This is a genomic window from Xanthomonas sp. MUS 060 (genome assembly GCF_000963215.1).
Classification (GTDB): domain Bacteria; phylum Pseudomonadota; class Gammaproteobacteria; order Xanthomonadales; family Xanthomonadaceae; genus Xanthomonas_A.
The window spans coordinates 1-12,609 of the sequence record NZ_JZIM01000015.1 but is presented as its reverse complement, the minus strand read 5'-3'; the positions used below and the strand labels follow the sequence as shown (position 1 = coordinate 12,609).

Below are 12,609 nucleotides of genomic sequence, written 5' to 3'. Positions count from 1 at the left end.
ATTCTGCGGCTTATGTCCGCGAACGTGCCCGAACTGTTGGATGCTTGGCGGATGGTCGCAGCGCGCAGGGTCTTTGAGGACCGTCTGCCGCTCTCGGCGATGACCCGTCTGCAAGGCAGTCTGGCCGACACCGAAGGCGAATGCCGCTATACGCTGGAATTCGGCCGCGATGATGTGATGCAAGTGTCCTACGTCGAACTGAGGATCGAGACCGCATTGCCGCTGATTTGTCAGCGCAGTCTGCAGCGCTTTCTGCTGCCGGTATCGAGCGTGCAGCGGCTGGGGCTGATCCGCAACGAGGCCGAAGAGGCCGCGTTGCCGCCGGAACACGAGGCCTTGCTGGTGCCGGACGACGGTATGCTGCGGCCCGCCGATCTGGTCGAGGACGAACTGGTGTTGGCGGTGCCGCTGGTGCCGGTGGCACCAGGGAGCGAGGCGGTCGAGCGCGATTGGCCGGCGACCGAGGAAGAAATACGCAAGGTCAACCCGTTCGCGGCGTTGGCCGCGCTGAAGAAACCGTAGTGGCTGGCCTGCCTGTCGCTGCCTGAGGTTGTTGCCGGACGCGCGCGTCCTGCGCGACGTAATGACAACAGATGTAAACGAACCGAGTTTGGAGCAATCCCATGGCTGTGCAGAAATCCCGTGTCACCCCGTCCCGCCGCGGCCAACGCCGTTCGCACGACGCCCTCAGCGCCAAGCAGTTGTCGACCGACCCGACCAGCGGTGAGACCCACCTGCGCCACCACATCACTGCCGAGGGGTACTACCGCGGCAAGAAGGTGATCGCGACCAAGGCCGCGCAGGTCGAAGAAGATTGATGCGTGCCCGTCCACCGCGTTGCGGCGGACGGAGCCACCTCTCTTCACAGGCCGCGCCATGCGGGGCGGCCCGCGTCACCTGTAATAGGAAACAGCATGAGCAAGCGTATCTATTCCAGGATCGCGGGCACCGGTAGTTATTTGCCTGAAAAAGTGTTGACCAACGACGATCTGTCGCACATGGTCGAGACCAGCGACGAATGGATCCGCAGTCGTACCGGCATCCGTGAGCGGCACATCGCCGCTCCAGGGCAGACTGCGGGCGATCTTGGTTACGAGGCCGCGTTGCAGGCGATCGAGGCCGCCGGTATCCAGGCTGCCGAGTTGGACATGATCGTCGTCGGTACCACGACCCCCGACTTGATCTTCCCCTCCACCGCTTGTTTGATCCAGGCCAGGTTGGGGGCGCTCGGTTGTCCGGCGATGGACCTCAATGCCGCTTGTTCCGGCTTCGTCTACGCGCTCGGCGTGGCGGACAAGTTCATTCGCAGCGGCGACGCCAAGACCGTGCTGGTGATCGGCACCGAAGTTCTCAGCCGCATCGTCGACTGGACCGAACGCACCACCTGCGTGTTGTTCGGCGATGGCGCCGGTGCGGTGGTGCTGCGTGCCGACGAGGACACCGGCATTCTCAGCACGCATCTGCATGCCGACGGCAGCAAGAAGGAACTTCTATTGAACGCGACCGGCATCGGTACCGGGCTGGTCGACGGCACCGGTCATCTGGCTGGCGGTGGCATCCAGATGAAGGGTAGCGAGGTGTTCAAATACGCGGTCAAGGCGTTGGATTCGGTGGTCGATGAGACCCTGCAAGCCAACGGCCTGGACAAGCACGATCTGGATTGGTTGATTCCGCACCAGGCCAACCTGCGCATCATCGAGGCCACCGCAAAACGCCTCGATATGTCGATGGATCAGGTGGTGGTCACGGTGGACGTGCATGGCAACACGTCGTCCGCCTCGGTGCCGATGGCGCTGGACGTGGCGGTGCGCTCAGGTCGCGTCCAGCGTGGCCAATTACTGCTGCTGGAAGCCTTCGGCGGCGGTTTCACCTGGGGCTCGGCACTGCTGCGCTACTGAGCGGCTTCGCTCGCATTTCGGTGCCGATCACGTTGAAAGGCCAGATGGTCGCGCGCGGTATGCGTGGCTTGTCGCGCGTGTTGCGGCACGCGCCCGGGCGCTGGGCTGGCGGCTTCCTCATGTGCCTTCCCGCAGTGATGGGTGTGTCGCATCAATACGCACGGGTACAGACGCACGGCGGATTTCGCCCGTATCATCGCCGCTCGATTTTTGCAGGGCCATCCGCGTGACCGATTCCACACTCGCCTTCGTCTTCCCCGGCCAGGGCTCGCAATCGTTGGGCATGCTGGCGGATGTCGCCGAACAACATCCGCAGGTACGTGATAGCTTCGTCGAGGCCTCCGATGGTGCCGGCGTCGATCTATGGGCGCTGAGTCAGGACGGCCCGGAAGAGATGCTCAATCGCACCGAATACACGCAACCGGCGCTGCTGGCGGCCAGCGTGGCGCTGTGGCGGTTGTGGTTGGCCGAGGGCGGGGCACGTCCGGCGCTGCTCGCTGGGCACAGCCTGGGCGAATACACTGCGCTGGTCGCTGCCGGCGCCCTGTCGCTGCATGATGGCGCGCGGTTGGTGCGGTTGCGCGGGCAACTCATGCAGGATGCCGCTCCTGCCGGGGTCGGGGCGATGGCCGCGGTGATCGGCGCCGAGGATGCGCTGATCGAAGCGGTCTGCGCGGAGGCTGCCGACAGTCAGGTGGTGGTGCCTGCCAATTACAATGCGCCCGGTCAGGTGGTGATCGGCGGGCATGCCGCTGCGGTCGAGCGCGCGCTGGCGTTGTTAAGTGAGCGTGGCGTGCGCAAAGTGGTGAAGTTGGCGGTCAGCGTTCCCTCGCATACGCCGTTGATGCGCGAGGCGGCCAATCGTTTGGCCGACGCCATGCGTGAGATAGCCTGGCATGCGCCGCAATTTCCGGTGGTACAGAACGTCGATGCGCAGGTGCACGACGGTGTCTGTCGAGGCCATCCGTCAGGCGCTGGTCGAACAGTTGTACCTGCCAGTGCGTTGGACCAACTGTGTGCAGGCGCTGGCCGCGCGTGGCGCCACGCGGGTGGCCGAGTGCGGTCCAGGTAAAGTGTTGACGGGGCTGATCAAGCGCATCGACAAATCGCTCGACGGTCGTGCCCTGTCGGTACCGGCCGATTTCGTCGGCGCGCGCGAGGCTTGGGCTGTCTGAGATCCGCTGCTCGCGCGTCGGGCGTCTGCGTCCGCGCTGGCGTTCATTCCCTGGCGCATCGTGCGCCTTCCGTCTCTGAAGGAAAATGTAGATGAGCAAGCCATTGCAGGGCGAAATCGCTCTCGTTACCGGCGCCAGCCGTGGCATCGGCGCGGCCATTGCCGACGAACTGGCCGCGCAGGGCGCCACGGTCATCGGGACCGCCACCTCCGACACCGGTGCGCAGGCGATCGGCGCGCGGCTGGCCGCCAGCGGTGGTCATGGCCGCCCGCTGGACGTCACCGACGCCGCCGCGGTCGATACATTGATCGAGGCAATCGCCAAGGAATTCGGGCCGGTCTCGATTCTGGTCAACAACGCCGGCATCACCCGCGACACGCTGTTGATGCGGATGCGCGAGGACGACTGGCAGGCGATCATCGATACCAACCTCACCAGTGTGTTCCGCACGTCCAGAGCGGTGCTGCGCAATATGATGAAGGCGCGCAAAGGGCGCATCGTCAACATCGCTTCGGTGGTCGGAGTGACTGGCAATCCGGGACAGGCCAACTATGCTGCCGCCAAGGCTGGCATCATCGCCTTCTCCAAGTCGATGGCCAGAGAAATCGGCTCGCGCGGCATCACGGTCAACGTGGTTGCGCCGGGTTTCATCGACACCGACATGACCAAGGCCTTGCCCGAGGCGCAGCGTGCCGCGCTGTTGCAGCAGATCGCGCTTGGCCAGCTTGGCCAGGCTGCGGACATCGCCCATGCGGTGGCGTTCCTGGCCGGTCCCTGTGCCGGCTACATCACCGGCGAGACCCTGCATGTGAACGGCGGGATGTACATGCCGTGAGCCTGCGGCGCAACAGGTGCCGCTAAGTCGCTGATTGGCTGACGCCTGGGCTGCGCTGCAACGAGCCGTCGGTTTCCACTACACTATCCAACCTCGCCATCGCAGATTGATGGCGTTTCGAACCACCACCACTCCATCTGGAGCGATATCCCCATGAGCACCATCGAAGAACGCGTCAAGAAAATCGTCGTCGAACAACTCGGCGTCAAGGAAGAAGAAGTCACCAACAGCGCATCGTTCGTCGATGACCTCGGTGCGGACTCGCTGGACACCGTTGAACTGGTGATGGCCCTGGAAGAAGAGTTCGAGTGCGAGATTCCTGACGAAGAAGCCGAGAAGATCACCTCGGTGCAGCAGGCTATCGACTACGTCAAGGTGCACGGAGGCCATCCGTCAGGCGCTGGTCGAACAGTTGTACCTGCCAGTGCGTTGGACCAACTGTGTGCAGGCGCTGGCCGCGCGTGGCGCCACGCGGGTGGCCGAGTGCGGTCCAGGTAAAGTGTTGACGGGGCTGATCAAGCGCATCGACAAATCGCTCGACGGTCGTGCCCTGTCGGTACCGGCCGATTTCGTCGGCGCGCGCGAGGCTTGGGCTGTCTGAGATCCGCTGCTCGCGCGTCGGGCGTCTGCGTCCGCGCTGGCGTTCATTCCCTGGCGCATCGTGCGCCTTCCGTCTCTGAAGGAAAATGTAGATGAGCAAGCCATTGCAGGGCGAAATCGCTCTCGTTACCGGCGCCAGCCGTGGCATCGGCGCGGCCATTGCCGACGAACTGGCCGCGCAGGGCGCCACGGTCATCGGGACCGCCACCTCCGACACCGGTGCGCAGGCGATCGGCGCGCGGCTGGCCGCCAGCGGTGGTCATGGCCGCCCGCTGGACGTCACCGACGCCGCCGCGGTCGATACATTGATCGAGGCAATCGCCAAGGAATTCGGGCCGGTCTCGATTCTGGTCAACAACGCCGGCATCACCCGCGACACGCTGTTGATGCGGATGCGCGAGGACGACTGGCAGGCGATCATCGATACCAACCTCACCAGTGTGTTCCGCACGTCCAGAGCGGTGCTGCGCAATATGATGAAGGCGCGCAAAGGGCGCATCGTCAACATCGCTTCGGTGGTCGGAGTGACTGGCAATCCGGGACAGGCCAACTATGCTGCCGCCAAGGCTGGCATCATCGCCTTCTCCAAGTCGATGGCCAGAGAAATCGGCTCGCGCGGCATCACGGTCAACGTGGTTGCGCCGGGTTTCATCGACACCGACATGACCAAGGCCTTGCCCGAGGCGCAGCGTGCCGCGCTGTTGCAGCAGATCGCGCTTGGCCAGCTTGGCCAGGCTGCGGACATCGCCCATGCGGTGGCGTTCCTGGCCGGTCCCTGTGCCGGCTACATCACCGGCGAGACCCTGCATGTGAACGGCGGGATGTACATGCCGTGAGCCTGCGGCGCAACAGGTGCCGCTAAGTCGCTGATTGGCTGACGCCTGGGCTGCGCTGCAACGAGCCGTCGGTTTCCACTACACTATCCAACCTCGCCATCGCAGATTGATGGCGTTTCGAACCACCACCACTCCATCTGGAGCGATATCCCCATGAGCACCATCGAAGAACGCGTCAAGAAAATCGTCGTCGAACAACTCGGCGTCAAGGAAGAAGAAGTCACCAACAGCGCATCGTTCGTCGATGACCTCGGTGCGGACTCGCTGGACACCGTTGAACTGGTGATGGCCCTGGAAGAAGAGTTCGAGTGCGAGATTCCTGACGAAGAAGCCGAGAAGATCACCTCGGTGCAGCAGGCTATCGACTACGTCAAGGTGCACGTCAAGAGCTGATGCTCCGTCCCCGATCGCCATCGACGCCCTTGCTGGTCCGATGCGTGTGACAATCCCATGGGGCCGCGCATGCGGCCCTGTGTTTTTACAGCATCAAGACCGCGCGTATCGCGGTGAGGAGATTACGCAATGAGCCGTCGCGTCGTGGTAACCGGCATGGGCATGGTGTCGCCGTTGGGCAATGATCTGGCCAGCAGTTGGGAAGGGATCGTCAATGGGCGCTCGGGCATCGGCCCGATCACGCATATCGATGCGTCTCAGTTCGCCACCCGTATCCTCGGCGAGGTCAAGGACTTCGATCCGACCAAGTTCCTGTCCGTCAAGGACGCCAAAAAGATGGATTCGTTCATCCACTACGGCGTCGCCGCCTCGTTCATGGCACTGGACGATGCCGGCCTGGAGATCACCGATGCCAATGCCGAACGCATCGGCGCCATCCTCGGTTCCGGCATTGGCGGTGTGCTCGGCATCGAAGAGCAAACCCTCAAGATGCAGGAGGGCGGCGCGCGCAAGGTCTCGCCCTTCTATATCCCGAGCACCATCATCAACATGCTCCCGGGCCAGGTGAGCATCATGAGAGGGCTGAAGGGGCCGACCTTCTCGGCAGTCTCCGCCTGCGCAACCTCCAACCATTCCATCGGCACTGCGATGCGCATGGTTCAGCACGGCGATGCCGATGTGATGCTGGCTGGTGGTGCCGAGCGGGGGTCCTCGCCGTCTTCGATCGCCGGCTTTTCCTCGATGCGGGCAATGTCCACTCGCAACGATGATCCCGCTGCCGCCTCGCGGCCATGGGACAAGGACCGCGACGGTTTCGTGATGGGGGATGGCGCTGGCGTGTTGGTGTTGGAAGAGTACGAACACGCCAAGGCGCGTGGCGCACGCATCTATGCCGAATTGGCGGGTTTCGGTGCAAGCTCCGATGCCTTCCACATGACCTCGCCGAGCGAAGACGGCGAAGGCGCTGCGCGCAGCATGCGCGCGGCGATGCGCGATGCCGGGCTCAATCCAGACCAGATCGACTATCTCAATGCGCACGGCACCTCCACGCCTGCGGGCGACCTGGCCGAGACCATCGCGATGAAGCGCGCACTTGGCGATCATGCCTATAAGCTGATGATCAGTTCGACCAAGTCGATGATCGGGCATCTGCTTGGGGCTGCTGGTGGTGTCGAGGCGATCTTCTCTGTGATGGCGCTCCACACCGGCATCATCCCGCCGACCATCAACCTGGATGAACCGGGCGAAGGCTGCGATCTGGACTACGTGCCGAACGTGGCGCGCGAGAAGAAGATCGATGTGGCGATGTCCAATGGGTTCGGCTTCGGCGGAACCAACGGAACCCTGGTGTTCAAGCGTCTTTGACGTCCCTCATCCGGGTTCGGGATCGCCGACGTGCGCGGTTAATCGCGCTTGTCGGCGCATGCCGCGATGCGGATGCGGATCGGCTACCGCAGTGAATTTCATGGCGCATCGTGCAGGCCGATGACGCGGCGCCGCGTTGCGTTTTCATTCTTCCAGCGGATTTACGATGCTGCGTACCGTTCCCCTGCCGGCCGAGATCGATCTGCTGGCCTTGCATCGCCTTGCGCCGCAGCGCTATCCGGTGTTGCTGGAGTCGGCGGCGTCGGGCACCGCGCAGGGGCGCTGGGATCTGCTGCTGGTCGCTGATGGTCAGGGCTTGCGTCTGGATCGCGATGGTGTCACCCGCGAGCTGCATGGTGAGGTTGTCGCGGGCGATTTCCTGAGTGCGTTGGATATGCGCTGGCATGCCGAGCGCAGTGCGCGTGACGAGCCGCGTTGGCCGTTTCGCGGTGGTTGGGCGCTGTTGCTGGATTACGAACTGGCTGCGCAGGTCGAGCCGATCCTGCCGTTGCCGCAGTCCGCAGCGGCGACGCCCGCAGCGCTGGTGTTGCGTTGCCCTGCCGCATTGCTGCGCGACCATGTCAGCGGTGATTGCGTGGCGGTGGCCGAGTCCGCGCATGCGGCGTTGTTGGACACCGTCCTCGCCGATCTAGGTGCGTTGCCCGGTGCGGTGCCGGCGCCAGCCTGGACCGCGCCGCTGGCGATCGAGGAAGACCCGCCGCAGCGCTTCATCGACGGGGTGCGCCGCATTCTCGATTACCTGGGAGCTGGCGACGTCTTCCAGGTCAACCTGTCGCGGCGCTGGACGGCGCGCTTCGCTGCGGCGGTGGCACCGGCGGCGCTGTATGCGCAGTTGCGTCGCGCCAACCCTGCGCCGTTTGCGGGCCTGTTCGTTGGTCATGGTCGCGCCGTGGTGAGTTCCTCGCCGGAGCGGTTGGTGTCGGTGCGCGGCGACGTGGTCGAGACTCGGCCGATTGCCGGCACCCGCGCGCGCGCGCCGGGCGACGACGCTGCCGCGCGCATCCGCGAACTGGTCGGCCACCCCAAGGAGCGCGCCGAGCACGTGATGCTGATCGACCTGGAACGCAACGACCTGGGCCGGATTTGCGCGCCTGGCAGTGTCGAGGTCGACGAACTGATGACGGTGGAGAGCTATGCCCATGTGCATCACATCGTCAGCAACGTGCGTGGCCGCCTGCGCGAAGGGGTCAGCCCTGGCGAGGTGATCCGCGCTACTTTCCCGGGTGGCACCATCACCGGCTGTCCCAAGGTGCGCTGCATGCAGATCATCGCCGAACTGGAGCAAACCCCGCGCGGTGCCTATACCGGCGCGTTCGGCTGGTTGAACTGCGACGGTGACATGGATCTGAACATCTTGATCCGCACCGCCGAAGTGGAAGGTGCGCAGGTGCAATTCCGCACCGGCGCCGGCATCGTGTTCGATTCCCAGCCCGAGCGCGAACTCGATGAGACTCTGGCCAAGGCGCGTGGTCTACTGCGTGCGCTGGAACCCTGAGTCGCTCCTGCGGCGGTACCGGACGATGCCGGCCACGCGCTATCCTGGATGTCATTGAATGCGTTTGGAGGTGGTTGTGGCCAGGGCTAGACGCGGATGTTTGATGCTGGTGGCGTCGGTGCTGGCGCTTGCGCTGCTGCTCGCTGCGGCCGGCGCATGGTGGTGGCAGAACTATCGCGCTTTTGCCGACCGCCCGCTGCAGGCGGCCCAGCCCAGCGTGGAAGTGGCGCGTGGGGCTTCGTTCAATAGCGTGCTGCGCAGGCTGCGCGATGCAGGCGTCAACCAGGGCAGCGACCTGCAATGGCAGATGTTGGCGCGCGAAATCGGTGTCGCTGGCAAGCTCAGGTTCGGCGAATACGCGTTGCAGCCGCCACTCAGTCCGCGCGCCTTGTTGCTGCGCATGCGCAAGGGGCAGGTGATCCAATATCGCTTCACCATCGTCGAGGGCTGGAACCTGCGCCAATTACGCGCGGCACTGAATGCGGCCACGCCATTGCGTCATACCACTGCCGACCTCGGCGATAACGACCTGATGGCCAAGCTCGGCCAGCCCGGCCAATCTGCCGAAGGCCGTTTTCTACCCGAGACCTATCTCTACCAGCGTGGCGACAGCGATCTGGATCTGCTGCGGCGCGCGCATGCGGCGATGGACAAGGCGCTAGCCGACGCTTGGGACAACCGTGCCGCTGATCTCTCGCTGTCATCGCCGGAGCAAGCGCTGATTCTGGCCTCGATCGTGGAGAAGGAAACCGCTCAGGCGGCCGAACGCCCGCAGATCGCCGGTGTGTTCGTGCGGCGTCTGCAACTGGGCATGAAGTTGCAGACCGATCCGAGCGTGATCTACGGTATTGGTAGCGCCTACGACGGCAACATCCGCAAACGCGATTTGGAAACCGATACGCCCTACAACACCTATACCCGCACTGGCCTACCGCCGACCCCGATTGCCATGCCAGGGCGCGAAGCGCTGCGTGCCGCGACGCATCCTGCGCCGGGCGATAGCCTGTATTTCGTGGCGACTGGCGATGGCAGCGGTGCGCATGCGTTTTCTTCCAGTTATGCCGAACACAACGCGGCGGTGGCGCGCTACCTGCAGCGTTTGCGCCAGACCCATCACGGCGCGGAGGTGAAACCATGAGCGAGGCCGTGCTGCGTCACCATCGCTTCGTCAGCCTGGAAGGCGGCGAGGGCGCCGGCAAGACCACCGCGATCAACGCGATCCGCGATTGGTTGCAGGCGCAGGGGCATGAGGTGCTGCTGACCCGCGAACCGGGCGGCACGCCGCTGGCCGAACGCATCCGCGCGCTGTTGCTGGAGACCGCGCCGTCGTCACCGTCTGCCGAGCCGCTGTCTGCCGAGACGGAACTGCTGCTGGTATTCGCCGCACGCGCCCAGCATGTGCGCGAGGTGATCCGCCCGGCGCTGCAACGTGGGGCTTATGTGGTCAGCGACCGTTTCACCGATTCCAGCTACGCCTACCAGGGCGAGGGGCGTGGCCTGGATCGCGGCTGGATCGCCGACCTGGAACGGCGTGCGGTCGGGCTGCAGCCTGGCCTGACCTTGCTGTTGGATCTGGACGTGCAGATCGGCCGTGCCCGCACCAGTGGCCGCGATCTGTGGCCGGACCGGATCGAAAGCGAGCAGGACGATTTCTTCCAGCGCGTGCGTGCCGGTTTCCGCCAGCGCGCCGCCCAGGATGCGCAGCGCTTCCGCGTCATCGACGCCAACCAGCCGCCGCAGGCGGTGGCGCAGGCCGTCGCCGCGGCGCTGGCTGAGTGGGTGCAGGCACAACAGGAGCCTGCGCCATGAGCGAGTTACCGCTCGCACCGTGGCAGCAGCGTGCCTACGACCAGAGCGTGGCGGCGCTCGATGCCGGTCGGCTCGGCCATGGCTTGTTGATCTGCGGACCGGAAGGCCTCGGCAAGCGCGCGGTGGCGCTGAAACTGGCGGCGCACGTGCTCGGCCAGGGCGAGCCAGCCGCCAATCGGCGCAGCGCGCAATTGATCGCCGCTGGCACCCATCCCGACCTGCACCTGATCTCGTTCATCCCCAACCGGACCGGCGACAAATTACGCACCGAGATCGTCATCGAGCAGGTGCGCGAAATCTCGCAGAAACTCGCGCTGACCCCGCAGTACGGCATTGCCCAGGTGGTGGTGGTGGACCCGGCCGATGCGATCAACCGGGCCGCTTGCAACGCCCTGCTCAAAACCTTGGAAGAACCGCAGCCCGGTCGTTACCTGTGGCTGATCAGTGCGCAGCCGGCGCGTTTGCCGGCGACCGTCCGCAGCCGCTGCCAGCGCCTGGAATTCAAGCTGCCGCCTGCCGAAGAGGCGATTGCCTGGCTACTGGCACAGGATTTTCCGCACAAGACCGCGCGCGAGGCGCTGGAGGCGGCGCGTGGTCATCCCGGCCTGGCCGCGCAGTGGTTGCGCGAGGACGGGCTGACACTGCGCCGGCAGGTGGCTGCGGATCTGGAGCAGATCGCCGCCGGCAAGCTCGGTGCGCTGGACGCCGCACAGCGCTGGAGCGGCGATCACCTCGCCGAGCAGCGGCTTGGTCACGCCGCAGACCTGGTATTGACGCAGGCCTCGCAGGGCGGCTTGACCGACCCGGCGCGATTGCACAAGCTGGCGACTTGGTTCGACGCAGCCAACCGCACCCGCGACCTGCTACGCACCACCGTGCGCGCCGACCTGGCGATTGCGGAACTGTTATTGACCTGGCGCGAGGGTGACCGCCCAGCCGGGAGAGAGGCGCGACGATGAGTCCGATGAGTGGACGCCAGGGCATCCTGTCCTTGGCAGTGAAAGACAAAGCGGCGCTGTACAACGCCTACATGCCGTTCGTGAAGAACGGCGGCATCTTCGTCCCCACGCCCAAGCGCTATCTGCTTGGCGATGAAGTGTTCCTGTTGCTGACCCTGCCCGATTCCAGCGAGCGCTTGCCGTTGGCTGGCAAGGTTATCTGGGTGACCCCGGTCGGTGCGCAGGGGAACCGGGCTGCCGGGATTGGCGTACAGCTGCCGGAAAACAGCGACGGCGAAACCATTCGAACCAAGATCGAGACTCAACTGGCCGGCACCCTCAACGCCGACAAGCCCACGATGACGATGTAGCGGTTGTGGTGTCAGGTGGCGGGGGTGTTCCGCCGTTGACGCCAGTCACCGCCACGCTATAATGCGCGGCTCGCGACACGGGCGGTTAGCTCAGCGGTAGAGCATTGCCTTCACACGGCAAGGGTCACAGGTTCGAACCCTGTACCGCCCACCAATCGAATGAATCATTTACATTGATTTCATTGCCCTTCCAGCTCGCAGTATGGAAGACGTATGGAAAAGCCGCCCCTCGAAAGGCGGTTTTTTTGTTTCTGTGATTCACAGCGCTACGCGCTCCAAGTCAGCATGGCGGCGGGTAGTGTGATCCAGTGCCGGACTCATGAGCACGCGCTGCATCTCCAGATGCGCGTGTGTTTGACAGCTCCGGTGCAATGCCGTATCCAATAAGACAACAGTTTGCACATCGGCATCACCTGCGCATAAGGACCATGGCTTGAGCAGGCATCTCATCTCCGAATCGGTTACCTGACGCACCTGACCCTGGTCGGCCTTGGGTGCTCACATGTGTGGGCTCAAGGCGCTCCCATTGCACCTACGCGCGCTGCACTGGTTCGGATCGTGCCAAGGCCTCACTGGTATCGTCCCGCCCCACTGATCGCCCTCTTCACTCATTTCGTTTATCACTTTCAAATAAAGGCGCAAGGCCATGAGCATGTTCGATGGATCGATGAACTGGTTACACCCCCTGGCGGACATTGGCCTGGGGGATTACGTCTTTTTCCGGCTGATCAACAATTACCTCAGCAACCAGATCGACACCTTCGGCATGGACGTGATGGCGCGCGCGATGCAGTGGGTGAGCGTGATCGCGCTGACCGCCAGCACCTTCTGGGTGCTGTTGCTGGGCTATCGCATCGCCAGCGGTCAACTGCG

12 protein-coding genes, 1 tRNA gene and 4 pseudogenes are annotated in these 12,609 nt (G+C 64.3%); all 17 read left to right on the top strand.

Annotated elements, in window-relative coordinates; genetic code table 11:
* Positions 1-12 precede the first annotated feature (12 nt).
* Complete coding sequence (locus tag XANALMUS060_RS12855; RefSeq protein WP_045738773.1) at positions 13-522, top strand: YceD family protein; 510 nt, start codon at positions 13-15, stop codon at positions 520-522.
* A 101-nt stretch (positions 523-623) separates the two neighbouring features.
* Positions 624-818: a 50S ribosomal protein L32 gene (gene rpmF, locus XANALMUS060_RS12850; protein WP_045726975.1), complete on the top strand. Its 195-nt coding sequence runs from the start codon at positions 624-626 to the stop codon at positions 816-818.
* Between the two features lie 96 nt (positions 819-914).
* The gene (locus XANALMUS060_RS12845) at positions 915-1,898 is read left to right on the top strand and encodes a beta-ketoacyl-ACP synthase III (RefSeq protein WP_045738772.1); all 984 of its coding nucleotides are present in this window, start codon (positions 915-917) and stop codon (positions 1,896-1,898) included.
* A gap of 226 nt (positions 1,899-2,124) precedes the next feature.
* A pseudogene (gene fabD, locus XANALMUS060_RS12835) lies at positions 2,125-3,073 on the top strand (ACP S-malonyltransferase).
* 91 nt (positions 3,074-3,164) lie between these two features.
* Positions 3,165-3,908 carry a 3-oxoacyl-ACP reductase FabG gene (gene fabG / locus XANALMUS060_RS12830; protein ID WP_045738769.1) on the top strand — a complete coding sequence of 248 codons (744 nt, stop codon included), beginning with the start codon at positions 3,165-3,167 and terminating at the stop codon, positions 3,906-3,908.
* A 153-nt stretch (positions 3,909-4,061) separates the two neighbouring features.
* Positions 4,062-4,283 (top strand): annotated as a pseudogene (acpP, locus tag XANALMUS060_RS18705) (acyl carrier protein); the annotation flags it as partial.
* Between the two features lie 10 nt (positions 4,284-4,293).
* Positions 4,294-4,509, top strand: a pseudogene (locus XANALMUS060_RS12820) (malonyl CoA-acyl carrier protein transacylase); the annotation flags it as partial.
* A 91-nt stretch (positions 4,510-4,600) separates the two neighbouring features.
* Positions 4,601-5,344 carry a 3-oxoacyl-ACP reductase FabG gene (fabG, locus tag XANALMUS060_RS12815; RefSeq protein WP_045738769.1) on the top strand — a complete coding sequence of 248 codons (744 nt, stop codon included), beginning with the start codon at positions 4,601-4,603 and terminating at the stop codon, positions 5,342-5,344.
* A gap of 153 nt (positions 5,345-5,497) precedes the next feature.
* Positions 5,498-5,737: an acyl carrier protein gene (acpP, locus tag XANALMUS060_RS12810; RefSeq protein WP_012915156.1), complete on the top strand. Its 240-nt coding sequence runs from the start codon at positions 5,498-5,500 to the stop codon at positions 5,735-5,737.
* A 129-nt stretch (positions 5,738-5,866) separates the two neighbouring features.
* The gene (gene fabF / locus XANALMUS060_RS12805) at positions 5,867-7,102 is read left to right on the top strand and encodes a beta-ketoacyl-ACP synthase II (RefSeq protein WP_045738768.1); all 1,236 of its coding nucleotides are present in this window, start codon (positions 5,867-5,869) and stop codon (positions 7,100-7,102) included.
* 166 nt (positions 7,103-7,268) lie between these two features.
* Entirely contained in the window at positions 7,269-8,618 is a 1,350-nt protein-coding gene (locus XANALMUS060_RS12800) for an aminodeoxychorismate synthase component I (protein ID WP_045738767.1), read from the top strand.
* 58 nt (positions 8,619-8,676) lie between these two features.
* Positions 8,677-9,756, top strand: a complete 1,080-nt coding sequence (gene mltG, locus XANALMUS060_RS12795; RefSeq protein WP_045738766.1) for an endolytic transglycosylase MltG — start codon at positions 8,677-8,679, stop codon at positions 9,754-9,756.
* The gene (tmk, locus tag XANALMUS060_RS12790; protein ID WP_045738765.1) at positions 9,753-10,427 is read left to right on the top strand and encodes a dTMP kinase; all 675 of its coding nucleotides are present in this window, start codon (positions 9,753-9,755) and stop codon (positions 10,425-10,427) included. The genes mltG and tmk overlap by 4 nt, the downstream gene beginning before the upstream one ends.
* Positions 10,424-11,386, top strand: a complete 963-nt coding sequence (locus XANALMUS060_RS12785; RefSeq protein ID WP_045738764.1) for a DNA polymerase III subunit delta' — start codon at positions 10,424-10,426, stop codon at positions 11,384-11,386. The genes tmk and XANALMUS060_RS12785 overlap by 4 nt, the downstream gene beginning before the upstream one ends.
* Positions 11,383-11,736 (top strand): PilZ domain-containing protein, encoded by a 354-nt coding sequence (locus XANALMUS060_RS12780; RefSeq protein ID WP_045738763.1) that lies wholly within the window; start codon positions 11,383-11,385, stop codon positions 11,734-11,736. Before XANALMUS060_RS12785 ends, XANALMUS060_RS12780 begins: the two co-directional genes overlap by 4 nt.
* A 79-nt stretch (positions 11,737-11,815) precedes the next feature.
* Positions 11,816-11,890: transfer RNA gene (locus XANALMUS060_RS12775), tRNA-Val, on the top strand.
* Between the two features lie 492 nt (positions 11,891-12,382).
* Positions 12,383-12,609, top strand: a pseudogene (locus XANALMUS060_RS12770) (Type IV secretion system protein virB6); the annotation flags it as partial.